The following is a 25,645-nucleotide window of genomic DNA, read 5'->3' as shown; positions in this document are numbered from 1 at the left end:
ACGCGCTTATGGCTGCACCGTTTGAACCACCATCTCTTCCGCCGCTTTGAGCGCTTCCTGGAGTTTGGCGGGATCCTTGCCCCCTGCCTGGGCCATGTCAGGCCGCCCGCCACCGCCGCCACCGCAGCGCCGGGCCGCTTCCTTGACGATGTTCCCGGCGTGAAACCCCCGCTTCACCAGATCCGGCGTGACCATCGCCACCAGTTGCACCTTTTCGTTTGCCACGGTGCCAAGGAGGATGACGCCGCTCTTGATGGCTTCCTTTACCTCATCCGCGATCGCCCGCAACCCCTCCATGTTGGTCGCCGGTACCGCGGCCGCCACCACGTTGACGCCGTGCACATCCACTTTGCGGCTCGCCAGTTCCCGCGCCTGCAGGTGACCCAGCTTTCCGCGCAGCGATTCGTTTTCCCGTTGCAACTCCTTAAACTGGCTTTGCAACGCCTCCACCCTTTCCACAAGTTCGGCCGGCGTCGCCTTGAGCAGCTCGGCAGCCCGCTTCATCCGCTGCAGTTGCTCCTCCAGGTAGACATAAGCCTGCTTGCCGGTGACCGCCTCGATTCTCCGCGTCCCCGAACCGATGCCCGACTCACTGACGATCTTGAAGAGTCCGATCTCGGCCGTGTTGCGGACATGACAGCCGCCGCACAATTCCAGGCTGTAATCGCCCACCTGGACGACGCGGACCACTTCGCCATATTTCTCGCCAAAGAGGGCCATCGCCCCCATCTCCCGCGCCTCCTGCAGCCTCTTGTGCATGGTGGTCACCTCTAGGTTGCGCCAGATCTGCTCGTTGACACGCCGCTCCACCTGCAGCAGCTCCTCTTCGCTCATGGCGCCAAAATGGGTAAAGTCAAAACGCAGCCGATCCGGCGCCACCAGCGATCCGGCCTGGCTGGCGTGTTCGCCCAGCACATCCTTCAGCGCCCTGTGCAAAAGGTGCGTGGCGGTGTGGTTTTTCTCGGTGTCCCGGCGCCTAGCCTCATCAATCTCGGCCACCACCGTGGCGCCGACGCGCACCGTCCCCTCTTCAATCCGCACCCGGTGCAGATGCTGGCCTCGCGGGCCTTTTTGCACATCCTCCACAATCATCTTCAGGCCAGGAGCGGTCAACGTGCCGCAGTCGGCCACCTGACCTCCGCTTTCCGCATAAAAGGGCGTCCGATCCAAAAGCAGTTGCACCTGTTTGCCAGGACCAGCCACATCCACCAACTGTTCCCCGTCGACGATCGCGACCACCCGGGCTTCCACCTGAGGCTGGGTATAGCCGACAAACTCCCCGTCTTCAGGCAGTTGCTCGAGCACCCCGCCCTGCACCTTCATGCTGTCCACTTCTTGACGGGCTGCCCGGGCGCGTGCCCGCTGCGCCTCCATTTCCTCGGCAAACCCCGCTTGATCGACGGTAAAACCCCGCTCCGAGGCAAAGTCCACGGTCAGATCCAGCGGAAAACCGAAGGTGTCATAGAGCAGAAAAGCCTGCTTGCCGGTCAGTTCCTTACGCCCCTCCGCAGCCGCCTCACGGAGCATCTGCCCCAGAATCTCCAGGCCTTCGGAAAGCGTCTCAAGAAAGCGCTCCTCCTCGTGGCGGATCACTCGCTGGATGAACTCCCGCTTCTCCACCACCTCCGGATAGAAATCACCCATAATCTCGCCTACCGTCGGCACCAGCTTGTACAGGAAAGGTTCCGTCAAGCCGAGCTCCCGTCCGTAACGAACCGCCCGCCGCAACAGGCGCCGGATCACATAGCCCCGCCCTTCATTCCCCGGCAGGGCCCCGTCGCCGATCGCAAAGACAATGGTCCGCAGATGGTCGGCAATCACGTTATATGCCACGTCATGCTGCCGGTTCTGCTTGTACGGCTTGCCGGTCATCGCGACCGTGGCATCAATGATCGGCCGGATCAGATCGGTCTCGAAGTTGGTCTCCACATCCTGAAGGATGCTGGCCATCCGTTCCAGGCCCATCCCGGTGTCGATGTTCTTTTTCGGCAATGGCGTGTAACTGCCGTCGGGATTGTGGTTGTACTGGGAAAAGACCAGGTTCCACACTTCTAGGTAGCGCTCGTTCTCCCCGCCGGGGTACAATTCCGGATCATCCGGATCATTGCCGAACGCCTCCCCGCGATCGTAAAAGATCTCCGAGTTTGGTCCGCACGGCCCCTCTCCGATGTCCCAGAAATTTCCTTCCAAGCGGATGATCCGCTCCTCAGGCAGTCCGATCTTCTCGTGCCAGATCCGGAATGCCTCGTCATCCTCCGGGTGGATCGTCACCCAGAGCCGTTCCGGGTCGAAGCCGATCCACTCGGGACTGGTCAGGAATTCCCAGGCCCAGGTAATCGCCTCCTCTTTAAAATAATCTCCAATCGAGAAATTGCCCAGCATTTCAAAAAAGGTGTGATGCCGGGCCGTCTTGCCGACGTTTTCGATGTCGTTGGTCCGGATCGACTTTTGCACGTTGGCAATCCGGGGATTTTCCGGCACAATGGTGCCGTCAAAATACTTCTTGAGCGTGGCTACCCCCGAGTTGATCCACAAAAGGCTCGGGTCATCGACCGGGATCAGAGAGGCGCTGGGCTCCACACGATGCCCCTTTTGCTGAAAAAACTGGAGAAACAGGCTGCGTATCTGACTGCCAGACAAGCGCTTCACGAGGCTCACACTCCTTTTGAATTTATTTGTTGCAAACCGGTAAGTTGCCGTTCACAGACTGGGCAAAAAAAGACTCCCGTCCTGTCAGAAACAGGGGCGGGAGTCGTCTCTCACGCGGTACCACCCTGCTTATCAGCGGTGACACAGGCGACAGGCGCAAATCACCCATCTCTGAAACACCGCTGATCGCTCATGCGCCTTAACGCGGCGAACGCGTTCCCTCGTCGGGATCGCACGCTCGGGAGTGGCCTTCAGCCCCCTTCTGTGAGAACCCCTTCCAGCCGCAGGTGAATCCCGGGAGTTCCTCTCTGACACAGGTTTGGGACCTACTTCGCTCCATCATCGCGTTTGCGATTGTTTCCAGCGTTGTCATCTTCGGCATGATTATAGCTCGGCCGCGCAACATCGTCAACCGCGAGGAGGAGGCATCCGCCGGATGCGCCGTTGTTTTTCAATGGCTTCATGTTTTTATGGTGATTGTACGGTGTAACGTAACGGGCGGAGATGTTTAATTCGAAACCATGATGTTTAATTTGAAACCATTTGGATAAACCTCGGATAGGTGACGTCCGGACCGACATTGAGCCGTTTTAGCTCCAGAAGCGGATCGCCAAGGTTGACGCGTCCGGGCTTTGTGGTGAAGGCCATCTGGAAGCCTAATTCGCGCAAAATTTGAATCGTTTCCTGGCTATATTGTCCAAACGGATAGGCGAAGTAGCGCGTGCCGTTCAGCATCTCTTGACTCTTCCGGATGTCCGCTTTGACTGTGGCGCGAGCGCTCGTCAAAACCGCACTTTTTCCTTTCGCGTCCAAAGAATGGAGGCCATGCGTGTGACTGTGAAACTCAAACACCGGCTTCATCTCTTCCATTTCGATTCTGGCGATCGTTTGCAAAGTGTCCGGGGAAAAGGGGACAGGCTGGTCAGGAATCCGGTTTGTAATCATGAATTCAGAAGCATGGAGGCCATATTTTTTTAATACAGGGTAAGCATAGAGATAGATCGATTTCAAGCCGTCATCAAATGTCAAAACGACGACTTTCCCCGGAAGATTCACGCTCCGCTTTAAATATTTCTCCAAATCAGCCAGTGTAATCGCTTCATAACCGTTGGCATGCAAATATGCCATTTGAGTCGCAAAGGCGACATCCGAGATCGTCGTGGATGAATGTTTGAATTTCTTGTTTTCCTTGTCTTTCAAGATATGATGATACATGAGTACGGGTATTCCTTTATCCATCTTGACAGCAGAATGATGAATGTAACCAATCCGGCCACCGAAATCGATTTTGCACCACTTCTTATCACGGGAGATAATCGGATAACGGCGGTTCGCTTCAATCACTCCGAAGGAGACCAATTTGCCCGATGAATTATCGTACACATCCAGTCTTTTTTGAGTGATGACAACCGTATTCGAGTTTTTCAGATTGGTTCGATTTTCATTTCCAAGCTTGATGTTTGCCGCAAGCTGGACATCACTTTTAGAAATATAGCCGAACCCGTTTCCGAACTTAATTTGATACCAATTTTCCCCATATTCCTTCACGAATGGAAGACTTTGCCCCTTTCGTAAATATCCGACAACGGCATGGCTTTCCGGTTTTCGATCATCGTAGATCGGAACATCTTTTTGCCATGCGGTGATGTAACGGGGCGCATCAGGCGGTTTCCCATTCGGAGCAGGCGGTATCTGACGGTTTTTGGGCATCTCCGACACCCTATCTTGATTGGCATCCGGCCCGCCAAAGGATGCAAAGCGCGTCATGGACGCATCCTCTTTGTTGGCCGGTGGGGCTCCGGCCGGCGCATCAGGAAACATGCCCCTGTCGGCAGCATAGATGCGGTCAGCCGAACCATCAGCCTGATTTGTGACCCATCTCACATCGAGGACACTGAGGGAAAAGATCAAGGTGATCATCATGAGTCCTAGCAGCCATTGCTTCGCTTTCATGCCATCTCCTCTCGCCTTGGGTTTGTCTGTGATTACCACCTTTGGTATATTATACAACACTACACATAACCGTTAATTATAAAGACCTTTCAGAAAGGTACGGCAGGTGCCCGCCCAAAGCCCCCGGCCGCGGGGCAACTTTTGTATTCTTGCCCTTTCATTTCACACCCCTTACCTTCGCCATGGGGACCGGATATACTGAAACCGAGAGGTGTTCCGGATGAACCAGGAAACATGGGAAGCCATCATCAACTGCGACCCTGCGTACGACGGGACGTTCTTTTACGGTGTCAATACCACGGGAATCTTTTGCCGGCCGTCATGCAGGTCAAAAAAACCAAAAAAAGAGAACATTAGAGTGTTTAAGACCATAGACGAAGCTGTTTCAGCCGGTTTCCGTCCGTGCAAACGATGCCGTCCGGAACAAATTCGCTGGCCAGATGAAGATTTGGCCCAGCATGTTGTTGAGATTATCGAAAAGCGATACAGAGAACCCCTCACCCTGCCGCATCTGGCCGGCATGCTCCATATCAGCCCTTATCACCTGCATCGAACGTTCAAGCGAATTGTAGGTCAGACGCCGGCAGCCTATCTCAGAGCTTCACGGTTGAAGGCAGCGGAAAAACTGCTCGTCGAAACAGAAAACACCATCACGGATATTGCAGCCGCTGTCGGCTTTTCCAATGCCGCCCACTTTTCCACGGTGTTTCAAAAGCAATATGGACTGACGCCGTCTGCCTACCGCAGCCAGTGCCAACACCATGCAGGAAAGGTGACATGATGTGCGCAACACGGAAAACGTTTACTGGGGTTCGCTCAACCACCAGGGGTGGCTCCTCTATGCGGCGGCCACAGCCAAAGGGCTGTGTTGCATCACGCTTCCGAACGAATCATTTGAAAGATTGGCCGAATTTGTCGAAAGGCACTTCCCAAACGCCAACCTTGAACCCAATCAAGCCGTTCTGGAACCATACCTGACCGAACTGAAAGAATACCTTGAAGGAAAACGGCAGAAGTTCACAGTCCCCTTGGATTTGCGGGGAACCCCCTTTCAAATGTCGGTCTGGAAGTCACTCTTGCAGATCTCGTACGGGCAATGGGCAACATACTCGGATATTGCCGCATCGATCGGAAGACCATCGGCCGTACGCGCGGTCGGAGCCGCCATTGGCGCCAACCCGGTTCCGTTCGTCGTTCCATGTCACCGGGTCATCGGAAAAGGCGGGAAACTCACCGGTTATCGTGGCGGCCTGGATGTGAAATCGGCATTGCTGAAGTTGGAAAACGTGCGGATACCGCCATCCCCGTAACAAATCCCGCGTTGGATGGCCCGTAAGAACAAAACCCCCTCTCCCTGAAACAGGGAAAGGGGGTAACTTGTTGATGCTTGCCTCGTCACTTCAGGTTCTCCGGGTTCAGCCCCTCCAGTTCCGGCACGACAAACCGGCCGTCTTTTCGGATCAGGCGGCCGTCAAACCAGATTTCACCGCCTCCGTACTCGGGACGCTGGATGCAGACCATGTCCCAATGGATGGCCGACTGGTTGCCGTTTGAGGCCTCATCATAGCACTGGCCGGGCGTGAAATGGAAGCTGCCGTCGATCTTTTCGTCAAACAGAATATCCTTCATCGGGTTCCGGATGTAGGGATTGAAGCCTATGGCAAACTCGCCTATGTAGCGCGCCCCCTCATCGGTATCCAGAATCCGGTTCAGCCGTTCCGTGTCATTGGCCGTCGCCTGGACGATTTTCCCCCGCTTAAACTCCAGGCGCACCTGCTCAAACGTGAACCCCTGATAGGGAGTGGGGGTGTTGAACGTAATGTAACCCTCCACCGAATCACGAACCGGCGCGGTGAACACCTCCCCGTCCGGAATGTTGTACTTGCCGTCACAGGGAATCGCCGGAATTCCCTTGATGGAAAAGCGCAGGTCGGTTCCCGGCCCGACAATCCGCACCTCGTCCGTCTTTTCCATCAGCTCTTTCAAGGGCTCCATCGCCCGGGACATGCGCGCGTAATCCATCGTGCACACGTCAAAGTAAAACTGCTCAAACGCCTCTGTGCTCATCCCAGCCAGCTGGGCCATCGACGGATTGGGATAACGGAGCACCACCCACTTCGTCTTCTTCACCCGGATTTGGCTATGTACCACATGGCTGTACAGCGACATGTACCGCTTCAATTGCTCATCCGGCACGTCGCTGTTCTCATAAATGTTGTGGCTGCCGCGAATGCCGATATAGGCCTGCATCTTCTCCATCTGATGGCTGTCGTACTCTGCCCAAACCTTCAGTTGTTCCTCCGAGGCTCGCATCAGCAACGTGCGCATCACCGACTGGCTGCGCAGGTTGACATAGGGCCTGCCGCCCCGCTCATAGACCTGCTTCACGACCTCGTTGATCAGGGCGGGTTCAATGTCAAAAGCCTCAATGAGCACGTTTTCCCCCGCTTGCACATCTGTAGAATAGCCAACCAGCACTTCCGCAAGACGGGTCAATCGCGGATCCAGCATCGGCAAAACCCCTTTCCGAATCGGTTTGCATCCATTGTAGCCGATACGGCCATCTCGTGCCAACGGGAGGGCCTTCTCAGCAATAGCGCATAATGGAACCTTTCCAGGCTCAGAATAAGACTGCCAGATAAACCAACCTGAGGAGGAAAAAGGATGTCCAAACGAATTGCGGTGGAACAGGGACTGACGCCAATCCGGGAGCACCTGCAGCAAAACGGGTACGAGGTTGTGGACCTGAACAGCGCACAGGCCTCCCAATGCGACTGCTGTGTCATCTCGGGCAGCGACGAAAATCTGATGGGGATGCAGGATATTGCGGTTGACGCCCCGATCATCAACGCGCATGGCATGAGTCCGGAAGAGGTGCAACAGCAAATTCAGCAACGAATCGGGAAGTAACACCAAGGCCCCGTGACGCTCTGGCCGAGATGACTTTTCGGCCAAGCGGCAGCGGGGCTTTTCCTTGTGATGAGTGTCAATAAAGATTCACAAAATCTCTCATTTTCTTATTGAAAGACAGCATGGTATACATGTAATCTATTGTTATCAATTGATTGATGTTGTTATTTTCTATCATTCCAGGAGGATTGTCTTAACGGAACCGATATTCAGAAGAAGGAGGCGGTTGCATGTTGCCAATCGAACGCCAAGAACGGATCAAAGCGTTGATTCGCGCCCGAAAAAACATGAAAATTTCCGAATTAAGCAAAGAATTGGGCGTCTCGGAGATGACGGTTCACCGTGATCTCAAACCCTTGATTGAATCGGGAATCGTGATCAAAACGTACGGCGGGGTTTCGCTGGCCAGTGACGAATCCGTGAAGAAAAACGAAACGGATGAATGTGTTCTTTGCAAGCGAAAAGTGAATGAACGATTGTCGTACCGGTTGATCCTGCTCGAAAACCAAATCGACACCGCATGTTGCGCACATTGCGGATTGCTCCGTTTCCGCGAATTGGGCGAACGGGTGATCCAGGCCATTTGCTATGACTTTTTAAGGCAGACCACCATCAGCGGACGCCTGGCCTGGTACGTGATGGATACGTCCCTGCATTTGGGCTGTTGTCAACCCCAGGTTTTAACCTTTGAATACAAGGAACATGCAGAAAAATTCGTCAAGGGGTTCGGCGGAACGGTTCATGCCTTCCGCGAAGCGATGGAATTCGTTCATCAGATGATGAAAAGCGAGCACCAGCATTGCCGCCATCATTCATTCCCGCACGGCAACCATTGTTAAGGCATGCGCAAAGCGTCGCAGTCATACGTCATAGTCATCATGGATCAAAAAAATAAAGGGGCGAAAAACATGAGAAAACAAAGGTCAGTCGTCATGTTGGGTTTGGTGACGATGTTGGCTTGGCTGTTGATGGCTTGCGGCAACGTCCATGAACCTTCCGAGGGCGAGCACAAGTTGGGAAACCCGTCTGAACCGGTCATGGTTGAATTTGTGACGGCGGCAGATTCTTTGGAGCCGAATAAAGACGTCAAGCTTCAAGTCAAGGTCACGCAGGGCGGCAATGCCGTTTCCGACGCCGATGAAGTGATCTTTGAAATCTGGAAAGAAGGAAACAAGGAAGGGGCCGAGAAAATCCCGGCCCATCATGAAGGGGACGGGATTTATTCCATTGCCTACCGCTTTCCGGAAAGCGGCAATTATGAAGTGATCGCCCACGTTACCGCAAGGGGAATGCATACGATGCCCCAACAAACCTTTCACGTAGGCGGTGTGACAAAAGAAAACGGGCAGCAAGCAGATGAACACCAGGCAGATGATCAAAAGCAAATGGAACAAGGTCATCACCAACACGGCAGCGGGGATCTCTCGATCGATTTCAAGAAACCGGACGGCATCCGGGCCAATCAAGAGGTGAAGCTGACCGCCCGGCTGCAAAAAGCGAAGCAACCTCTCACGGGGGCCGAAGTGACGTTTGAATATTGGAGAAATGGCGAGAAAAAACATACGTACCTTGAGACAACAGAAGTGGAACCGGGAACATATCAAGCGAAAGTCGCTTTTGAAAAACCGGGAAGTTTCCAAGTCAAGATACACGTGAAAAAAGGCGAACTTCATGAGCATCAGGAAAGCACCATACACGTTCATTGACGCGCCAAGCGGCTTTTCGTCTTGCGTTATCTGACGGCTCTGGGCTTCACCCAGGCATACAGACGTTCGCCGCCTGCCTCTTCCAAATCCACAACCCGGAAGGCGGCGCCGGATGCTACGCTCACGCCGAATGTCACGAGCCGTTTCCGGCGCTGGAAAGGCGACTGGCGCAAGCTGGCCAGCTGTACCCGCCGGCGCGTCACCAGGGCCGTCTTCCGGGCAACCAATCTGCTCCGCAAGACGCACATCTCACCGTCAATCAGCGCCCATCCCGCATCCCGATGGCAAAGCCATCCCCAAAACAACGCAAGGGGAACGAGAACCAGCGCCAACAACCCCCACGGAAACAAAACAAGCGGCAACAGCACGACGGGAACGATCACCCAGCCCAACTTCCGCAGCACGTACCGGCGCCTCGCCCGCAGCGGCAAAGGATGCACCTGTGCCTTGGCCCAGCCATCGGCGAACTCCGGAATCACTGCAGCCAGAAAACCTGCCAGCTCATTCCGGTGCAACAAGGGAAACAAAAGCGTCTCCGTTCCATCATCGCCACCATATCCTGCCGTCTCCACACCGATCGTGTAATACCCGAACGGCTGCCGCAGCCATCCCTCAACCAACGTCACTGCCTGCACACGGGTTAACGGAATCGTCAACCGTTTGCGTTCCAACCATCCTTTTTCAATGAAAATGTGACCTTCGGTCCGGCTGACGGTAAAATTCCCGTACACAAACATGGTGGCGATCGCAGTCAACATCCAGGAGAGCAATATGATCGAAGGAATCAGGATGATCACCCATTCCAAAACCGAGCGCTGCCCAATCAGAACGTCCAGATACTGAAAAATAAACTCAAACGACTCCCCAAACAAGGAAACCGCACCGGCAATAACGGAAGCCACGATCCCGATTCTCCCGGATGTGGCACTGAAGATGGCCAATTCCTTCAGCGAAATCCGGCGCGCATACCTTACCTCTTCTCCCTCCACCGGCCCAGGCTTGGCCGCACCTTCCAGAGAAGACGGAACGGAAACGTCCCTGATAGGCCCGTCCCCCCCATCGCCATCATTGACGACGGGCGCCATCGCCGGCGCTTGGCGCCGCCGCAACAGCAACTCGCGTATCCGTTCCGCCTCTTCCCGCCGCACCGCGTGAAGCCGTGCCTCTGCCTCCGCTCCCAGCCCTCCAGCCGTATCCACCCGCAGGCGGACGACGCGAAACAATCGGTGCAGAATTCCCTCTTCCATATCGATGGTCTGAATCCGTTCGATAGGGATATATCTCTTTTTGCGAAAGATCACGCCATGTTCAATGCGCAATTCCCCATCCTCGATCCGGTAGGTATACCTCCACCAGGAGAGAATCCCCCATAGCACGGAAATTCCCACGCTCACCAACACGCCAAGGGCAACCCAGGCCAACCGGCCGCTGAATCCGTGCTTGGAGATTTCATTCACCACCCAGACACCGGCCGGCAACGCCACCGATGACAGGATCGACCGCAGCCACTGGATGGTAAACATGAGAAGGGCCACCGGATGCAAACGATATACTTCAGATGTCATCCGCCACACCTGCCAGCTCGGCAATCCGGTTGCGAAGTTCATCCGCCGCATCCAGACCCAGCGCCGGTATCTCATGTGCGCCCGCAGCCGTCGAAATGTCCACACTGGCCAACCCAAAGGCGCGCAAGAGCGGGCCTTGGCGCGTATCCACATGCTGCACCCGGGCCATCGGGATCAGTGTTCGCTTGATGATCCAAATCCCATGCTGAATCTCAATCTCCTTCTCCCGCACCTCATACCGCCAGCGGCGCCAGCGGATGGATGGCAATGCGAAAATGAACAAGACGCCCAGCACAATCAGCAAAAACAAAACCGGCAAATAGAGATAAAGGGGCACTTGATAAAATAAGACATGCTCCGCCACAAATGCCGCCGCAGCCAACAGGACGGCCAGAGCGGCCACCGCAATGGCCCCGGACAAGCGCCATACCGTCAGTGCCTTGGGATGTATCCGTTCTCTCGGGTCACGAACCAAACATTCCTCACCCCTTCTGTCGCCATTTCTCCATTCATCATTTCTTCACTATTTCTTCATTACATCTTATCACAATTCGCCACCATCGCATCTTACGGGCGTGACCGTTCTGCTAAAAGTATGGTATACTTAGAGTGGGTTAACATAATCTGTTCAGGAAGGGGTGAATGGTATCGTAATGGCACAACCAAGGTACATTACGAGCATCGACAAGATCACGCAACTTCCGGAAGCAGAACGCGAAAAACTCAAGCCCATTACAGAAAAGTTTGTCTTTCGTGTCAATGAATACTACCTCAATCTCATCAACTGGGACGATCCAAACGATCCCATTCGCAAATTGGTCATTCCCAATGAGGCCGAGCTGGATGACTACGGGCGGTGGGACGCATCGGATGAAGATACCAACTATGTGGTTCCGGGATGCCAACACAAGTATCAAACCACGGCGCTTCTCATCGTCTCTGAAGTATGCGGCGCCTATTGCCGGTACTGTTTCCGCAAACGCCTCTTTCGTCAGGATGTCAAGGAAGCGATGTCAGATGTCGAACCCGGCCTGAAATATATCAGTGAACACCCTGAAATCAACAACGTCCTCCTCACCGGCGGCGATCCCCTGATCCTGGCCACCGCAAAAATCCGCATGATTCTGGAAAGACTCCGTGCCATCGATCACGTCCAAATCATCCGCATCGGTTCCAAACTGCCTGTCTTCAATCCCATGCGGATCTACGAAGACGAAGAACTGCTTCAGGCCATCCGCGAACACTCCACACCGGAAAAACGCATCTATATCATGGCACATGTCAACCATCCGCGGGAAATCACGCCGGAAGCGCGGAAAGCTTTTCAGGCGCTGCACGACGCAGGCGCCATCGTCGTCAACCAGACCCCGGTGCTGAAGGGAATCAATGACGATCCCGACGTCTTGGCAAGGCTGCTCGACGAGCTTTCCTGGGCCGGAGTCACGCCTTATTATTTCTTTGTCAACCGCCCGGTGCGCGGCAATCGCGATTTTGTCCTCACTCTGGAAGAGGTTTACCGGATCGTGGAAGAGGCCAAGGCGAAAACATCCGGCCTCGGCAAACGGGTCCGTCTCGTGATGAGCCACACATCGGGTAAAATCGAAATCCTGGCCATCGAAAACGGCAAAGCCTATCTCAAATACCACCAGTCCCGGGACGGCGAATACGGAAAATTTATGGTCCTGGATTGTCCGAAAGACGCCGCTTGGTTTGACGATCTGCCGGGCAATGAGAAGTACTGGAAGAAGCCGGAGAAAAAACGCGGCGATATCGTTTCCGTCAACCAGTTGAGCGACATCCCCCAAAAGCGTACGGCAAGCAAGGACAAGGTAACCGTTTAAACAAAAACAGGCGGGCATGCTCCCATGCGGGACCCGCCTGTTTGTGTGTTACAACAGAATGGTCATTCCGGGCTGCGCCAGTTCTGTCAGCCCCCCATATGGCCTTTGCGCCTGCCTGCGCAGTTTTTCCAAATCGCCGGCGTGGGAAAAGTGTATCAACAAAAGCCGTCCGGCCTCCGCATTTGCCGCCAGCTCTCCCGCCTGGCCGGCGGTCAGGTGTCCTGGCGCCTGCCCCTTTTGCTCATCAAACAGCGTCGCTTCGCTGATCAGCAAATCCGCTCCTTGCGAAAAATCCACCACCGCCTGGCTCCATCCCGTATCTCCGGTATACACCAGCGTTTTGCCGGACGGGGTCTGAAATTTCAGCGCCAGACAATAGGCCTCATGCATGGTCGCGCATGCGCTGACCCGCCAAGGGCCAATCGGCTTGGTCTCCCCGTCCGACAGGGCCATCCCCACGGTAAAGGGAGCCTTTCCATACGTCAGGCGTGCAAACTGCTTTTTGTCCTCCGCATGTCCGTAGATGGGCAGCGGCTTGTGGCGATGACCCATCAGCGTTTGGATCATCATCCCATACTGGAGACACCCCAGATCCGCCGCATGGTCGTGATGATAGTGCGTGAGCACCACGGCATCCAGTTCAGACAAAGCCGCATATTGCTGCACCTGGGACAAGACGCCGCTTCCGCATTCGACAAGCAGGCAAAATCCATCCTCTTCCAGCAAAAAAGAAGTGGTGGCTGCCCCCGCCTCCGGATAAGCCCCCCAAATGCCGACGATCGTCACCTTCATTTTTCACGTCCCCATCTTCAGATCTTGCGCATGTTTCGGCAAATGCATCAAGAGATTGTCAATCAGCCTCATCCCGCCGTCATCGGCCAGGCTCAAGACAGATTCGGGATGAAACTGCACGGCATACACCGGAAGTTGACGATGGCGAAAAGCCATGGGAATGCCGTCCGCGGTCTCCGCCAGCAAGATCAGGGACGGCGGCAGATTCCGCACATAAAGCGAGTGGTAGCGCCCGACCGTCATGGATTCACCCATGCCGGCAAAAAGCGTGTCGTTTTTCAAAATGCGAATCACGGATTTTTCGCCATGGGCCGGCTTCGGCAGCACATCCAGCCGGGCTCCAAAGTACTCCGCCAGGCCTTGGAAACCCAGGCATATGCCGAAAATCGGCAGATGACGCGAAAGGCACAAGGCAATGGTTTCATCCATCTGAAAACGTTCCGGCTTTCCCGGCCCCGGCGACAACACGATCAAATCATACGAAGGATCCTCGGCAATCATCCGCCGCGCCGCCTCCGAACGCACCGTCAAGACATCGGCGCCCGTCTGCTTGAAATAATTGGCCAACGTGTGGACAAACGAATCTTCATGATCCACCAGCAGCACCCGTTTTCCCTCGCCGGAGCGCGTGCGGTACGTCTGTCCTTTTTCTTCTTCCCCGGGAGCCTCCAGCGCCCGCATGAGAGCGGCCACCTTGACAAGCGTCTCTTCCTCTTCGGCTTCGGGATCGGAGGCATGCAACAGCGTCGCGCCCACCCGCATTTCCGCGATGCCGTTGGCCAGCTTGACGGTCCGCAACGTCAGTCCGGTGTTCATGTTGCCATTAAAATTCAGCCATCCAATCGCGCCGCCGTACCATCCCCGCGGTGTCTCCTCATGCGCTTCCAGCCAGCGCATCGCCTCAAGCTTCGGCGCCCCCGTGACGGTCACCGCCCACATGTGGGTCATAAAGGCATCTAGGGCATCAAATCCGGGGGCCAATTCCCCGACAATGTGGTCCACCGTGTGAAACAACCGCGAATACCGCTCGATTTCGCGCCTTCCGATCACTTGCACCGACCCGGGCACACAGATGCGGGATTTGTCGTTGCGGTCGACGTCGGTGCACATCGTCAGTTCCGCCTCGTCTTTGGCCGAGTTCAGAAGCTGCTTGATGTTCTCGGCGTCTTCCAACGCGTTGTTTCCCCTCTTAATGGTGCCGGATATCGGGCAGGTTTCAAGTTGACGGCCCACCACCCGCACATACATTTCCGGTGAAGCCCCTACCAGATGCTGATTCCCGAGGTAAATGAAAAATCCGTACGGGCTCGGATTCATCCGGTTCAGATTCTTGAAGACCTCAGACGGTTTCAAATCACAAGGGCGGCAGATGACCTGGGAAGGAACCACTTCGAACAGGTCGCCTTGATAAAATGACGGCATCGCCTGACGCACCAAGCTTGCGTAATATCCTTTCCGGTAGGCCGGAATGTTTTGCCCGTCCGGCCGCTTTGGCGCATGCGGCTTGGATGTTCCTTCACGCGGCAAGCCCTCGGTGGACTTCTCGCCGATTACGAAATCATACGCGATCCGGAAAGCCTGGTTGGTTTTCCGGTCGACAACAAAAATCTCATCGGGCAAGAAAAGATGCATGTCCACATGATCCTCAGGCCTCGGTTTCAACGGTTCAAGGGATTCGAATTGAAAGATGAGGTCATAGCCGAAAGCGCCATATAATCCCAAAAACGTGTCTTCCTCGGAGTAAAACGCTTTTTGGATGGCGCGGATTACACTGAAAACGGACGGCTGCTTCGTCCGTTCTTCCTCAATGATCACCGCCGGCTTTGGACGGATGATGACCGTCAATTGTTCCTGCTCGTTCCGGACCTCCGCCACGGCCGGTTCGTGATCCAAACATCTTTGGAGAACAGGCAGCAAGATGGCTCCCCGGCGATTGAGCGCCCGAATGGCCACCGTTCTCTCGCGGGATACGACCTCCAGCGGCGGATTGACGAACCCGACGTCCCAGCGCGTATAACGTCCGGTATATTCCATGCCGCTGGAAAACAAGGCGCCTTTGTCATGATCCAGGCGTTCCACCAACTGCTCAATTACCACGGGGCTCGTATCTTTGTGCAACCGCCTGTGGACGGTGACACCGGAAGGGGTGTGGTAAACCTTATCCTCCTGCTCGGATGCAAGCATGAAAAAATCGTACATGGCGTTCCTCCTCGTATACGTTTTGGTATACAGAGGGGAGCTTCGGATAAGTGAGAAGAAAGAGGAATGGATGGCTGACCATGCGTCAAAACCTTTGCTCTTCTCCGCTCACCTCTGCTCCGCTCTGCTCAACTCGACTCGGCTGTCCAACGATGATCAACGTGAGATGAATATAGCAAAAATATAACCAATCCATGTCAAAATGCCAAATGGAAGGATCAAAGTTTGTTGATTCTGGAATCAATGTTCAAAAAAAGGGCACATGATTTTTTCACATCTGTATCAATACAAGTGTTGATTTTTTACTGTTGTTATATTACAATGAAACCAACAAAAGTACCCGGAGGGATTCGAGATGACGGGAATCACCATCCAGCAGCCAATCGGCGACGAACAGACGCTTAGCACTTGCGTGGTTTGCGGAACGGCAGCGCCGCAGCAACGTGAAGGTGTCATGTACGAGTGTGAACACTGCATGAATGATCATACAGATTAAACGCAATAAACCATATCCCTACGCCCTATGCCCTGCAGGAAAAGGGCTTTTTTTGTGCATAGCATTTATGACAATGCATTCATTTTTGACAAAGCATTTATGATCCTTCGCGCAGCAAGCCATCCACCCGCTCCAAAACATCTCCCGCTTTTTCGTGGCAGACCACTCCGGCCAGGTCATCCAATCCAGTCGGCTCCTGATTGATAATCGCCAGCCTGGCTCCACGCCGCGCCGCCTGCTCAGGCAGCCCTGCCGCCGGATAAACCTGCAGGGAAGATCCGATCACCAGAAACAGATCGGCCTTCTCCGTCGCGTGTTGCGCCCTCATCCATTCGCTCATCGGAAGCGGCTCGCCGAAAAGCACCACATTGGGCCGCAGCATCCCGCCGCAATCAGAACAGTAACGCTTGTGAAACTCGGAACGATCGTACATTTTTCCACAAGCCTGGCAACGGACCTGCGCATTGCTGCCGTGCAGCTCAGCCACCTGCCGGGAACCGGCTTTTTGATGCAGGCCATCCACATTTTGCGTGATCACCATCTTTACCCGACCCTCATGCTCCCACTTGGCCAGGATGTGGTGCACGCGGTTCGGCTGGACATCCTTGAAGCTCTCAAACCGCTCCTTGTAAAATTCAAAAAATTCGTCTGGGTTGTTCATTAATGTCTCCACCGAAGCGATTCGCTCCGGCACCTTCTTCCACAACCCCCGCTGCGAGCGAAAATCGGGCAGTCCGGACTCCGTGCTGGCGCCCGCGCCTGTAAAAACCACCATGTACTGCGCCTCTTTTATCCACTTTGCCAGTTGACTGATCGGTTCCTGATTCAGGGACACCTTGCATCACCTCGCAATATGTCACACCTTCCCAGAGTGTTCACTTGCTGTAAAGAAATGATTTTCTGTCATTATACCATATCTCCATATCTCCAGGTCGTGATGACTCGGCGCCGGAAAAGCCGCAGAGCGTTCAGATGCCAATTCCGCTTGACAAATCAACCCTTTCCCTTTAAGTTACTATAATAAATAAACTATATTTAAGAAAGCCAAGCACACGCACACGGTTCTAAAACAAAAGAGCAACAAATATGGATGTTTACTGAAGAGATCAAGAAAGGAGGGTGGGAAAATGGAATGGTTGTGGCTTGTTGGCCGGGCCGTATTTGGCATCTATTTCCTGTATTCGGGACTCATGCATTTCATCCAGTTCCAAAACATGAAACAGTATGCTTCCTACAAGGGAATTCCTGCTTCAGGGGCTGCCGTGGCGATCACCGGTTTGATGTTGCTGGCCGGAGGGCTCAGTATCCTCACAGGATTCTGGACGCAGATCGGCCTTCTATTGTTAGCCATTTTTCTGGTCGTTGCCGCCTTTTCCATTCATAATTTCTGGACGGTTGACGACCAGACGGCAAAAATGGGAGAAATGACACAGTTCACGAAAAATGTGGCCTTGGCTGCAGCAGCCTTGATGATGCTGGCCATTTCGGATTGGTCCTGGACCGTCTAAGCCGTGCAAATCCGTATCATGCAGCGGCGACCGGGAAACATGTGTCAGAGGGGATGTCCCCTTCCCGGCCCGCCGCTTTTTTGTTGTCTGTTGGCTCATTCATCGCCATGTGCGTCATTTATTTACGACGCTGGACTTTAAAGATTACAAAATCAATCCGGATGAGCTATGATTAAACCGAACGGTCGGTTTAATAGGAGGCTAGACATGAAACATTTGCTTGCCAATCGTGTGTTTGTGTTGGTGATGGTCTCGGATATGCTGCAAAACGCCGGCATATGGATTCGGAACAGCATGGCAGTCCTCGATGAAAATATTGAAACAACATGTTCCCGAAAAAGACGTTCCCTCTTCCTGAATCCCAGGTGGAATCAAGGAAAGAAAGCGGGTACTGTGGATGAAAACTTTGTCGGCCGCCTGAACGGCTTCATGACGCCCGTGTTCACAGGGTTTCTGCTGATTGGAACGGGTGCATCCGGGATTTACATGACGGCAACCTCTTTGATCACGGTATACGTGACATCCGGCATCATTCTCATCGCAGCTTCGCTGATCAGCCTGCGTTTGACTCCGGTTGCGAAGGTAAAACCGCAAGCTTTTCACAACATGTCAGAGTGAACCTCAACCCGCTTGACAACTGAAGCTTTTATCCATATGCTACAACCAAGGGCATAAATTTTCTATATATTGTTTAAATAAAAATTTCCAGGAGGAGAGCTTTCATGTTGGATGTCAGTCAGTTGCCCTATCAGCACATCGTGGCGGAACTGAACACCCCGATCACTTTTGTGAAAATGAACCGGCCGGAAAAACGGAACGCGCTGTCGCTGGCCCATATGGAAGAACTGATCGATTGTTTCAAGAAAATTGGCAAGAAACCTGATATTTCGGTGGTCATCTTAAGCGGCGAAGGCCCCGCTTTCAGCGCAGGACACGATTTGAAGGAAATGGTCGGCCAAGACATCGCATTCTACCGCAACCTTTTTGACGTTTGCACCGAGCTGATGGAAACGATCCAGTCCATCCCGCAGCCTGTCATTGCCCAAGTAGCGGGCATCGCGACCGCTGCCGGCTGCCAGCTCGTCGCCACCTGCGATCTGGCCGTTGCTTCCGAAGACGCCAAGTTCGCCACGCCAGGGGTGAAAATCGGGCTGTTTTGCTCGACGCCCATGGTTGCTTTAAGCCGGGCAGTCGGCCGCAAAAAAGCGATGGAAATGTTGCTGACCGGCGAACCCATCTCCGCTGACCTGGCCCTTGAAATTGGCCTCATCAACAAGGTGGTGCCGAAGGAGAAACTCGCAGAGGAGACCTTGGCGCTTGCCGAAAAAATCGCCGCTGCCAGTCCGTTCACCATCGGCATCGGCAAGCAGGCATTTTATCGCCAGTTGGAAATGCCGCAGGAGATGGCCTATGGATACACAAAAGAAGTCATGTCCTTAAACGCCACCGCCATGGACGCGCAGGAAGGCATCTGCGCTTTTCTAGAAAAACGCACCCCGTCGTGGAGCGGGCGCTAAAAAATTCTTGCCGTTACATCTTGCCATCACACAGATTCCGCTTGCAAGGAATCCCTTTTTTTTTAATATATAACTAACTGATTAGTTATTTTTATGCGCATCTGAAACGGTAAGGAGGAAAACCATGAAACGCCCGCTGACCCCCAAAGGGGAAGAAAGCCGCAAGAAAATCTTGCAAGCGGCTGAGATGCTTTTCGCCACAAAAGGGTTCCAGGCTACCACGGTAAGCGAAATTGTCGCCGCGGCGGGCCTGACGCAGGCGGCCTTCTACCTTTATTTTGACAGCAAACAACAATTGTTTGAGGAACTGACTGGCCGATTTCAGCAGCAACTGCTGGCGTTAAGCGACGCCGGAAAAAAGGTGACACAAACGCCGGCGCACCAGATTGCATCCCAGATCACGGACAATCTGGTTCAGCTGTTCAACTTGTTCGCCGAAAATCCGTATTTGACCAAAATCGCGCTGGAACAATCGCCGGACAGCGACGAGTTGAGAAACCGGATTGTGATGATGATCCGGAACAACATGAACGCCAACCAGCAGGCCGGCATCGTGCGCCCCGAAATTGAAACCCATATCGCCGCCGAATCGATTGTCGCCATGATGGTCCGGCTGGTGGAGCGGTTCCTGTTGAGCGGCGAGGAGACGGCAGTTGAACTAGCGAAAAAATCGGCGCGGTTGATCATGTATGGTTTGTTGACGGAAGATTACCGGAAAGGAGAAAGATCATGCTCGAGTTCCTGAGAACGCACATGGATCTGCTCACCGTCCTGTGGCTATTTCCGATCGTCTTCATGTTTCACGATTTTGAAGAAATCCTGACGGTGGAAAAATGGACACGAGCAAACCGGCAAAAAGTGGCTGCGCTTTTTCCAAAATGGTTCCCCAAGTGGCTGGAAAGCAGTTTTCACATGACGACCCTGCAATTTTCACGGGATGTCTTTTGGATTTTTCTGTTCATTACGCTGGCTGCATTGCTCGCTGTGCAATTCTCCTTTTACCCTTTTTTCATCCTCTTTTTGACGGTATTCTTCCTGCACGTGTTTACGCACGCCGGGATGGCGCTTTATTTGCGATCGTACACGCCGGGCGTGATCACAGCCGTGCTCCTGGTTTTGCCCTACTCGCTCTTGGCGTACGACAGGCTGTTCCATGAACAGATATTAAACTGGAGCAATCTTTTCCTGAGTATGGCCATTGTGATCCTGCTGTTTCCGTTCTTTGCCCTGATGCTGATCAAAGAACGCAACCGCTTGGCCGGCAAGGCAAAACGATGAAAAAACGCGATGTTTCAAGGAACACTTGAAGGTGATAGAGCAAGAAAGGAGATCAAGACATGGCCACAGAAAATGAAATGGGGGCTGTCCCATCGTCGTGTGATGGGCACCCCCTTGCGTCCGTTTAGCCCAGGTAGGCTTTTAACATCCAGACGTGTTTCTCCAGGCTGGTGTGGATGGCCAGCAGCAGATCGCCGGTGGTTTCGTCTTTTGCCGCATCCGCCATCTCCATCCCTTGCTTCAATTCGGCGATAATTTGGGTAAAGTCATTGACCACCGTTTGCACCATGTCTCTCGCCGTTTCGCCGCCGGTCGCTTCCTGAACCGAGGCCAGCTCCAGCGCCCCTTTCATGGTCGCCACCGGTTTGCCGCCCAAAGCCAAAAGCCGCTCCGCCAATTCATCGATGTGCGTCGCCGCTTCGTTGTACAGTTCTTCAAATTTGGCATGGAGCGTAAAAAACTGCTCGCCCGTCACATACCAATGGTAATTGTGCAATTTGACAAACATGACCGTCCAGTTGGCGACTTGCTTGTTCAAGACATCCGTCAAATTCATGTTGGAATCTCCTTCCACCCTCGATTTATGTACCATTGTTCAAAAGTTCCAGGGAATTGTCAAGCGCCGACGGGCATCCTGACATTCCCATCCGTTATTGTTTCGCAAAATCGCCACGTTTGATGCATCCCATGGACAGCATGTCTTTTTCATCGGATATGAACACGGAACAAGTCTTTGATCCCCAAATCCTTTTAAAATAACAATAGACTGTAAAATAACCTGTAACAAATGGCCGGCAAACCGGCACTAACGAGTAGATCCGAAGAAAGCGGCAGCTGGTTTTCGAGACGGGCGCGACAAGGAGGTGTGTGCATGTATGAAGAAATCGAACAGCTATATTTGCGCTATTATCGGGAGTTATATTGGTTTCTCGTCAAGCGCTGCCCGAACCCGGACCTGGTGGATGATCTGATCCAAAACACCTTCCTTGAAGCGCTGAAAAGCATCGATGGTTTCAAAGGGAACGCGGCGATCAAAACTTGGCTCTTCGGGATTGCCAAGCATCAGTTGTACAGGCATTTCCGCAAAAACAACATCCACATGGATATCGAACATGTGCCGGAGGCAGAATTGGCATCCCGCACTGATTTGAGCGACAAGCTTTTGGCGAAAAACATCCTGGCAGCAATCGAAGGCCTGGACCCGCCGCATGATCAGATTATGAAGTTGAGGCTTGTTCACGGATTGTCATTCAAAGAAATCGGGCTTCGCCTCAACCGCACGGAAAACTATTGCCGCGTCAATTTCTTTCGCGTGAAAGAAAAGCTCAGAAAGGAGTACGAAGATGAAACCATGTGACATCGTGAAGGATTTGCTGCCTTTATATGTGGAAGGCCTCACTCGTCCAGGCAGCGCGGCAATGGTTGAAGCGCATCTGGCCGAATGCGACGCCTGCAAAGGCGATTATGAGATGATCAAGCAGGATTATGAACAACATGAGCAAAAAAAGCCGGATCAAAAACAGCTGGATGAATTGGTGCTGAAACTGGCCAGGTATCAGAAAAACATCAAGCTTGCCGGTGTCCTGGTGGCCATGTTGCTGTCCTGTATTATCGCCGGGGCGGACGTTCAATTTTTGTCGACCATTCCTTTTTTATTCCTCACCCCGTTTGCATGCCGGTTGTATTACAACAAGTCCCTGCCCATTCTATTCTCGTCGATCCCCTTCGGGATCATCGGCGGCATGTTAAGCGAATACGATTCCAGTTATATTCCGTTTTTTACCGTCATTGCCCTGCTGGCTTCCGGCGTCGGTGTGGGGGCCGGTGCGCTGGTGAAGCGGGGGTTAAAACAGCATAAAGCCGGTTTGAAAGCTCTTGCCATTTTGCCTGCAGTCGTCATCTTGGCTATCGGATGCACCGCATACTTTTCCTTTTACGGAAACCCTGTGGGTTATATCGAAACCTTAGTGAAAACGAACCAATACGTAAACCAAACCTATGAAAAAGGAACGCTCACTTTCAAGGGGGTATCCTACAATTTCAAAGACAGCCGGCACTACGGCAATTTCGAGTATGTGTTGAACGGAACGAGACAGGTCGCACCGATTGGCATGAATCATGAGGGCCAGGTGATTGATCATTATAAATACATGCTTGAGATGCAATTTTGCGAAGAACGAAGCGCTGATCTGAAAACGGAGATTGCAGCGGCCATCAACCATATACCGGTAACCATCTTTGCCAAACCGGAAGCCGAGCTGAACATTACCAGAGATGAATTGAACGATACCTATTACTATCTTTCCTACGATTTGGAACGACGGAACAAGGCAACGGAAACCAGAAAAAGGGAAAGCGGCAAACTGAGTTACGAAATCTCCTTTGGCCCCTTCAGCAATGAATACGTGCGGTTATCGAAGGAAGAGTTCCTGGACAAATCCGTGGCCATACTCCATGCTTTGAAAGAGCGCCATATCCCTTATAAAAACATTTTCATCTTGGCGGAAGATTTAAACGGACATCTTCAAAGCGTGAGCTTTCAACCTCAGGCAACCGAACAAGAATTGATCCAGAGTTACACACTGACCGATAAGTCCGATGCAAAATTCAAAAAATAACCCCATATGAAAGCCTCGACCAGACAAGAGACCTCCTTTGTGCAAAAGGCAAGAGGTCTCTTTTTCCGCTTTTCACGCTTTTTTCTTGGTTTGCTGCGTGACGAATGCGCTTTGCATGCATCGGTGAACAAACGCCTTGCTCTTTAACTTGTCTTGCACCTCTTTTTGCCATTTTTCTTTGGTCAACAGTTCCGATAAATCTTGGCCAAATATGGACTCAATAGCGGAACGCGTGACTTGATACCGTGTGAGATCGCCGGATGGGTCCGCAAAATTGAAATGGAGTTCCTGCAAATTTTCTATCAATGAAAAAGCCGCCACAGCGTTGTATATTAAAATTTTATGGATCCTCTCCTCGCCAATCCGCGACACGCCTTCTTTGTAGTTTACTTCTACACTCCATGTTTCGGGGTGGAGCTGGTATGTTCTTTCCACGTCAAGCGGCAAATGTTGAAAAAGATTCGCCACATTGGATGCGTCCCCCATGTATCGATTTTTGAATGGCAGTATCCTGCTCAAGTCATGTGTCACCGGGTCCTGCTGCGCGGCCAGATATTGCTGGTGCCTTTGTTCGTTTTGGGGGATAATCACGCCCTGGACGACAGCGAAAAGTCCAAATCCAATCACAAGCAGTCCGACAATGAGCATGTTTTTATATCTCATCACGTTCACCTGCTTCATATTTGAATGCCAGTTTTTCCGCAACATGAAACAGCAACGGCACGATCACGGAGGCAAACGGCAACGCATACTTGATGGCCAATACAGCCCATTGATAGGGGCCTTCTATCGTAACCGGCCTTGCAAACCAGATGTGGCTTCCGAATTGAACAGCGGTAGTGGTCAAGGTGACAACGATGATAAACAAACTCCAAATGCTCCAGCTTGCTCGTTTGAGTTTCGCAACCAAGCGGTAATTGACATATTTTTTTGCTTGCAGCGCTTCTTCCTTTTTCCGTTTCGATGAAAAATACATGGCAAAATACACGATGCTTCCGACGATACACAGTGCCATTAAAATGGTGTTCAACAGGACTCCCAGGCCAAAGATTCTAAAGGGAATCGTCAAAATCCAGGCGATCAAGCTGAACAGCAGCCCCATTTGAACCAGTTCCAGTCTGAACGGATGAATGAAAACCCTGATGTTGCCATCCACCAGGTGATCAACGCTCCTGATGCTATTCTTCGCTTGTTGCACCGCTTCGTGATCGTTCATGCCTGAAGCGGTTAAATCAGCCACTTTCGCTTCAAGGTTGCTTAAAATTTCAGCTTTTAACTCTCGGATCTGCTGGGTTGGCTTGTACTTGCGGAACAAATGATCCACGTAGTGGTTTAATTCCTCCTGTTTGTTGAAACCCTCCATGACCATCATCCTTTCCTTCATCGGCTCATCCCGCTCCGCCGCTCAATCGGCAATCAGCTTGTCAAGAATCTCCCTGGCCATTTTCCACTCGCTAAGATATCTTTCATAGGCCGCTTTTCCAAGCTCCGTAACGCGGTAATATTTTCGCCTTCCGCCCTGGCTTTCGTTTCCCCAATAGCTTTCGATCAATTGTTGCGACTCCAACCGTTTCAAGCTGGAATAGAGTGAGGGTTCCTTTAATTCATATTGACCGTTGCTCTTTCTCCAGATGGCTTTGATGATTTCATAGCCGTAATTGTCGCCATCCAACAACACACGCAAAATGATCGCATCAATATGGCCCCGGATGATATCGCTGCTTATATTCTGGTCTCCCATCAAACCATCACATCCTTCATGAAGCATTGTATGACATATTACTATGTGTGTCAATGTATTATATCTAAAAAAGAAATAAAAAACGGCCGTCCTGTTAAAGAACGGCCGAAAGCATGTGCCAGTATATGAAGAGTTAGCGGATACCATTGGAACCCATCCGGAACCGTATCGCTGCCCGCTTGGATGATGGACGGCCCTATTTCGCATGATTTTCCGCATAGGCCGCCATCGCGTCGCGCATGAACACCGCCAAGCCTTCCCCATACGCGTCAATGGTTTTGGTAAACCGTTCGTCATCCACGTACAGCTGGCCCAAGCCTTTAAAGGCCTCCAATGAATACGTGCCGATTCGGTTCAACAGGTCGTACCATTCCTTGATGACGGCTTGTGCTTCCGCCGACTCCGGCGAACCATGGCGGAGCTCCGCAAGCTTGCGAAAGGTCGCATGCATGGCTTTAGAAAACGCCGCCAATTCCTGCTTCGACATGTTTCCAATTTTGGCGTTCGCTTAATCCACCGCCTCATCGCCCCAACGTTCGCGCGCTTCCCGCTCGTACGGGTTGCGGCTAAAGTCAAACCCCACAAATTCTTCCTCGATCGTCATTTCAATTGAGCAAAATCAAGACCGAATTTTCACTGCTGTTGTTGTTCTGTGATATTGTCAGGGTGTCATTGTTCCGAGAAAATGTCAGTATGAGCAAGGAGCAGATGATCACTTTGACAAAAGAAGAATTGAAACGCGTCATGGTAATCGAACAATGGATCGATGGCCGTTTGACCGAACAGGATGTCTCCCGCATCTTAAAGTTAAGTGTACGTCAGGTTTATCGGCTCAAGGCAAAATATCTTCATGGAGGTGCACAGTTCATCGC

The 25,645-nt window shown here is 52.7% G+C and carries 27 protein-coding genes; 14 read left to right on the top strand and 13 right to left on the bottom strand.

What is annotated here, in order from left to right:
* Positions 1–6: 6 nt before the first annotated feature.
* Positions 7–2,649 carry an alanine--tRNA ligase gene (locus BAA01_00350; GenBank protein ID OUM90916.1) on the bottom strand — a complete coding sequence of 881 codons (2,643 nt, stop codon included), beginning with the start codon at positions 2,647–2,649 and terminating at the stop codon, positions 7–9.
* Between the two features lie 528 nt (positions 2,650–3,177).
* Positions 3,178–4,602: a hypothetical protein gene (locus tag BAA01_00345; GenBank protein ID OUM90915.1), complete on the bottom strand. Its 1,425-nt coding sequence runs from the start codon at positions 4,600–4,602 to the stop codon at positions 3,178–3,180.
* A gap of 220 nt (positions 4,603–4,822) precedes the next feature.
* Between BAA01_00345 and BAA01_00340 the strand changes: the two genes are divergently transcribed.
* Together BAA01_00340 and BAA01_00335 are read left to right on the top strand one after the other, a co-directional pair.
* Positions 4,823–5,383, top strand: a complete 561-nt coding sequence (locus tag BAA01_00340; protein OUM90914.1) for an AraC family transcriptional regulator — start codon at positions 4,823–4,825, stop codon at positions 5,381–5,383.
* 1 nt (position 5,384) lies between these two features.
* Positions 5,385–5,912, top strand: a complete 528-nt coding sequence (locus BAA01_00335; GenBank protein ID OUM90913.1) for a cysteine methyltransferase — start codon at positions 5,385–5,387, stop codon at positions 5,910–5,912.
* Between the two features lie 85 nt (positions 5,913–5,997).
* On the opposite strand, the gene BAA01_00330 is transcribed toward BAA01_00335, so the two are convergent.
* Positions 5,998–7,113: an aminopeptidase gene (locus BAA01_00330; protein OUM90912.1), complete on the bottom strand. Its 1,116-nt coding sequence runs from the start codon at positions 7,111–7,113 to the stop codon at positions 5,998–6,000.
* Between the two features lie 153 nt (positions 7,114–7,266).
* Here BAA01_00330 and BAA01_00325 point away from each other — a divergent pair, with 153 nt between their 5' ends.
* The 3 genes from BAA01_00325 (at position 7,267) to BAA01_00315 (ending at position 9,218) form a co-directional block, all read left to right on the top strand.
* Positions 7,267–7,512: a hypothetical protein gene (locus BAA01_00325; GenBank protein ID OUM90911.1), complete on the top strand. Its 246-nt coding sequence runs from the start codon at positions 7,267–7,269 to the stop codon at positions 7,510–7,512.
* A 230-nt stretch (positions 7,513–7,742) separates the two neighbouring features.
* Positions 7,743–8,351, top strand: coding sequence for a transcriptional regulator (locus tag BAA01_00320; GenBank protein OUM90910.1), 609 nt, complete (start codon positions 7,743–7,745; stop codon positions 8,349–8,351).
* Positions 8,352–8,420: 69 nt separating this feature from the next.
* Positions 8,421–9,218 carry a hypothetical protein gene (locus tag BAA01_00315; protein ID OUM90909.1) on the top strand — a complete coding sequence of 266 codons (798 nt, stop codon included), beginning with the start codon at positions 8,421–8,423 and terminating at the stop codon, positions 9,216–9,218.
* 26 nt (positions 9,219–9,244) lie between these two features.
* On the opposite strand, the gene BAA01_00310 is transcribed toward BAA01_00315, so the two are convergent.
* Both BAA01_00310 and BAA01_00305 read right to left on the bottom strand, forming a co-directional pair.
* Complete coding sequence (locus tag BAA01_00310) at positions 9,245–10,783, bottom strand: hypothetical protein (protein OUM90908.1); 1,539 nt, start codon at positions 10,781–10,783, stop codon at positions 9,245–9,247.
* Positions 10,773–11,258 (bottom strand): hypothetical protein, encoded by a 486-nt coding sequence (locus BAA01_00305; protein ID OUM90907.1) that lies wholly within the window; start codon positions 11,256–11,258, stop codon positions 10,773–10,775. Before BAA01_00305 ends, BAA01_00310 begins: the two co-directional genes overlap by 11 nt.
* 178 nt (positions 11,259–11,436) lie before the next feature.
* Here BAA01_00305 and BAA01_00300 point away from each other — a divergent pair, with 178 nt between their 5' ends.
* Positions 11,437–12,624, top strand: coding sequence for a KamA family radical SAM protein (locus BAA01_00300; protein OUM90906.1), 1,188 nt, complete (start codon positions 11,437–11,439; stop codon positions 12,622–12,624).
* A gap of 48 nt (positions 12,625–12,672) precedes the next feature.
* On the opposite strand, the gene BAA01_00295 is transcribed toward BAA01_00300, so the two are convergent.
* Both BAA01_00295 and BAA01_00290 read right to left on the bottom strand, forming a co-directional pair.
* Positions 12,673–13,416 (bottom strand): hypothetical protein, encoded by a 744-nt coding sequence (locus BAA01_00295; protein OUM90905.1) that lies wholly within the window; start codon positions 13,414–13,416, stop codon positions 12,673–12,675.
* Between the two features lie 3 nt (positions 13,417–13,419).
* On the bottom strand, positions 13,420–15,600 hold the full coding sequence (locus BAA01_00290; protein ID OUM90934.1) for an anthranilate synthase: 2,181 nt from the start codon (positions 15,598–15,600) through the stop codon (positions 13,420–13,422).
* Between the two features lie 13 nt (positions 15,601–15,613).
* Here BAA01_00290 and BAA01_00285 point away from each other — a divergent pair, with 13 nt between their 5' ends.
* Positions 15,614–15,802 carry a hypothetical protein gene (locus tag BAA01_00285; GenBank protein OUM90904.1) on the top strand — a complete coding sequence of 63 codons (189 nt, stop codon included), beginning with the start codon at positions 15,614–15,616 and terminating at the stop codon, positions 15,800–15,802.
* Between the two features lie 406 nt (positions 15,803–16,208).
* Here BAA01_00285 and BAA01_00280 read toward each other — a convergent pair whose 3' ends face one another.
* Positions 16,209–16,886 carry a hypothetical protein gene (locus BAA01_00280; protein ID OUM90933.1) on the bottom strand — a complete coding sequence of 226 codons (678 nt, stop codon included), beginning with the start codon at positions 16,884–16,886 and terminating at the stop codon, positions 16,209–16,211.
* Between the two features lie 352 nt (positions 16,887–17,238).
* Here BAA01_00280 and BAA01_00275 point away from each other — a divergent pair, with 352 nt between their 5' ends.
* The 5 genes from BAA01_00275 (at position 17,239) to BAA01_00255 (ending at position 20,414) form a co-directional block, all read left to right on the top strand.
* The gene (locus BAA01_00275; protein OUM90903.1) at positions 17,239–17,619 is read left to right on the top strand and encodes a DoxX family protein; all 381 of its coding nucleotides are present in this window, start codon (positions 17,239–17,241) and stop codon (positions 17,617–17,619) included.
* Positions 17,620–17,826: 207 nt separating this feature from the next.
* On the top strand, positions 17,827–18,237 hold the full coding sequence (locus BAA01_00270) for a hypothetical protein (GenBank protein ID OUM90902.1): 411 nt from the start codon (positions 17,827–17,829) through the stop codon (positions 18,235–18,237).
* Between the two features lie 104 nt (positions 18,238–18,341).
* Complete coding sequence (locus BAA01_00265; GenBank protein ID OUM90901.1) at positions 18,342–19,136, top strand: enoyl-CoA hydratase; 795 nt, start codon at positions 18,342–18,344, stop codon at positions 19,134–19,136.
* Positions 19,137–19,260: 124 nt separating this feature from the next.
* Positions 19,261–19,881 carry a TetR family transcriptional regulator gene (locus BAA01_00260; GenBank protein OUM90900.1) on the top strand — a complete coding sequence of 207 codons (621 nt, stop codon included), beginning with the start codon at positions 19,261–19,263 and terminating at the stop codon, positions 19,879–19,881.
* Positions 19,866–20,414, top strand: a complete 549-nt coding sequence (locus BAA01_00255) for a hypothetical protein (protein ID OUM90899.1) — start codon at positions 19,866–19,868, stop codon at positions 20,412–20,414. The genes BAA01_00260 and BAA01_00255 overlap by 16 nt, the downstream gene beginning before the upstream one ends.
* Before the next feature lie 124 nt (positions 20,415–20,538).
* On the opposite strand, the gene BAA01_00250 is transcribed toward BAA01_00255, so the two are convergent.
* Entirely contained in the window at positions 20,539–20,970 is a 432-nt protein-coding gene (locus BAA01_00250) for a DNA starvation/stationary phase protection protein (GenBank protein ID OUM90898.1), read from the bottom strand.
* Positions 20,971–21,285: 315 nt separating this feature from the next.
* On the opposite strand from BAA01_00250, the gene BAA01_00245 reads away from it, so the two are divergent.
* Complete coding sequence (locus tag BAA01_00245) at positions 21,286–21,771, top strand: RNA polymerase subunit sigma-24 (GenBank protein OUM90897.1); 486 nt, start codon at positions 21,286–21,288, stop codon at positions 21,769–21,771.
* Positions 21,758–23,032 carry a hypothetical protein gene (locus tag BAA01_00240; GenBank protein ID OUM90896.1) on the top strand — a complete coding sequence of 425 codons (1,275 nt, stop codon included), beginning with the start codon at positions 21,758–21,760 and terminating at the stop codon, positions 23,030–23,032. Before BAA01_00245 ends, BAA01_00240 begins: the two co-directional genes overlap by 14 nt.
* A gap of 72 nt (positions 23,033–23,104) precedes the next feature.
* Here BAA01_00240 and BAA01_00235 read toward each other — a convergent pair whose 3' ends face one another.
* From BAA01_00235 to BAA01_00220, 4 genes are all read right to left on the bottom strand, one after another.
* Positions 23,105–23,695, bottom strand: a complete 591-nt coding sequence (locus BAA01_00235) for a hypothetical protein (GenBank protein OUM90895.1) — start codon at positions 23,693–23,695, stop codon at positions 23,105–23,107.
* The gene (locus BAA01_00230) at positions 23,685–24,395 is read right to left on the bottom strand and encodes a hypothetical protein (protein ID OUM90932.1); all 711 of its coding nucleotides are present in this window, start codon (positions 24,393–24,395) and stop codon (positions 23,685–23,687) included. The genes BAA01_00235 and BAA01_00230 overlap by 11 nt, the downstream gene beginning before the upstream one ends.
* A 42-nt stretch (positions 24,396–24,437) precedes the next feature.
* Positions 24,438–24,773: a PadR family transcriptional regulator gene (locus BAA01_00225; protein ID OUM90894.1), complete on the bottom strand. Its 336-nt coding sequence runs from the start codon at positions 24,771–24,773 to the stop codon at positions 24,438–24,440.
* Between the two features lie 196 nt (positions 24,774–24,969).
* Positions 24,970–25,260, bottom strand: a complete 291-nt coding sequence (locus BAA01_00220) for a hypothetical protein (protein ID OUM90893.1) — start codon at positions 25,258–25,260, stop codon at positions 24,970–24,972.
* Positions 25,261–25,645: the final 385 nt, after the last annotated feature.

Origin of the sequence: Bacillus thermozeamaize (assembly GCA_002159075.1) — a bacterium.
GTDB lineage: Bacteria > Bacillota > Bacilli > ZCTH02-B2 > ZCTH02-B2 > Bacillus_BB > Bacillus_BB thermozeamaize.
This window is presented reverse-complemented; position numbering and strand designations above follow the sequence as displayed.

Excerpts from the sequence above, each read along its gene's own strand:
- BAA01_00345 (OUM90915.1), bottom strand. The coding sequence starts at position 4,602 with ATGAAAGCGAAGCAATGGCTGCTAGGACTCATGATGATCACCTTGATC.
- BAA01_00340 (OUM90914.1), top strand. The coding sequence starts at position 4,823 with ATGAACCAGGAAACATGGGAAGCCATCATCAACTGCGACCCTGCGTAC.
- BAA01_00330 (OUM90912.1), bottom strand. The coding sequence starts at position 7,113 with ATGCTGGATCCGCGATTGACCCGTCTTGCGGAAGTGCTGGTTGGCTAT.
- BAA01_00325 (OUM90911.1), top strand. The coding sequence starts at position 7,267 with ATGTCCAAACGAATTGCGGTGGAACAGGGACTGACGCCAATCCGGGAG.
- BAA01_00320 (OUM90910.1), top strand. The coding sequence starts at position 7,743 with ATGTTGCCAATCGAACGCCAAGAACGGATCAAAGCGTTGATTCGCGCC.
- BAA01_00315 (OUM90909.1), top strand. The coding sequence starts at position 8,421 with ATGAGAAAACAAAGGTCAGTCGTCATGTTGGGTTTGGTGACGATGTTG.
- BAA01_00310 (OUM90908.1), bottom strand. The coding sequence starts at position 10,783 with ATGACATCTGAAGTATATCGTTTGCATCCGGTGGCCCTTCTCATGTTT.
- BAA01_00300 (OUM90906.1), top strand. The coding sequence starts at position 11,437 with ATGGCACAACCAAGGTACATTACGAGCATCGACAAGATCACGCAACTT.
- BAA01_00295 (OUM90905.1), bottom strand. The coding sequence starts at position 13,416 with ATGAAGGTGACGATCGTCGGCATTTGGGGGGCTTATCCGGAGGCGGGG.
- BAA01_00290 (OUM90934.1), bottom strand. The coding sequence starts at position 15,600 with ATGCTTGCATCCGAGCAGGAGGATAAGGTTTACCACACCCCTTCCGGT.
- BAA01_00285 (OUM90904.1), top strand. The coding sequence starts at position 15,614 with ATGGCGTTCCTCCTCGTATACGTTTTGGTATACAGAGGGGAGCTTCGG.
- BAA01_00280 (OUM90933.1), bottom strand. The coding sequence starts at position 16,886 with ATGGTGGTTTTTACAGGCGCGGGCGCCAGCACGGAGTCCGGACTGCCC.
- BAA01_00275 (OUM90903.1), top strand. The coding sequence starts at position 17,239 with ATGGAATGGTTGTGGCTTGTTGGCCGGGCCGTATTTGGCATCTATTTC.
- BAA01_00270 (OUM90902.1), top strand. The coding sequence starts at position 17,827 with ATGAAACATTTGCTTGCCAATCGTGTGTTTGTGTTGGTGATGGTCTCG.
- BAA01_00265 (OUM90901.1), top strand. The coding sequence starts at position 18,342 with ATGTTGGATGTCAGTCAGTTGCCCTATCAGCACATCGTGGCGGAACTG.
- BAA01_00260 (OUM90900.1), top strand. The coding sequence starts at position 19,261 with ATGAAACGCCCGCTGACCCCCAAAGGGGAAGAAAGCCGCAAGAAAATC.
- BAA01_00255 (OUM90899.1), top strand. The coding sequence starts at position 19,866 with ATGCTCGAGTTCCTGAGAACGCACATGGATCTGCTCACCGTCCTGTGG.
- BAA01_00250 (OUM90898.1), bottom strand. The coding sequence starts at position 20,970 with ATGAATTTGACGGATGTCTTGAACAAGCAAGTCGCCAACTGGACGGTC.
- BAA01_00245 (OUM90897.1), top strand. The coding sequence starts at position 21,286 with ATGTATGAAGAAATCGAACAGCTATATTTGCGCTATTATCGGGAGTTA.
- BAA01_00240 (OUM90896.1), top strand. The coding sequence starts at position 21,758 with ATGAAACCATGTGACATCGTGAAGGATTTGCTGCCTTTATATGTGGAA.
- BAA01_00235 (OUM90895.1), bottom strand. The coding sequence starts at position 23,695 with ATGAGATATAAAAACATGCTCATTGTCGGACTGCTTGTGATTGGATTT.
- BAA01_00230 (OUM90932.1), bottom strand. The coding sequence starts at position 24,395 with ATGGAGGGTTTCAACAAACAGGAGGAATTAAACCACTACGTGGATCAT.
- BAA01_00225 (OUM90894.1), bottom strand. The coding sequence starts at position 24,773 with ATGGGAGACCAGAATATAAGCAGCGATATCATCCGGGGCCATATTGAT.
- BAA01_00220 (OUM90893.1), bottom strand. The coding sequence starts at position 25,260 with ATGTCGAAGCAGGAATTGGCGGCGTTTTCTAAAGCCATGCATGCGACC.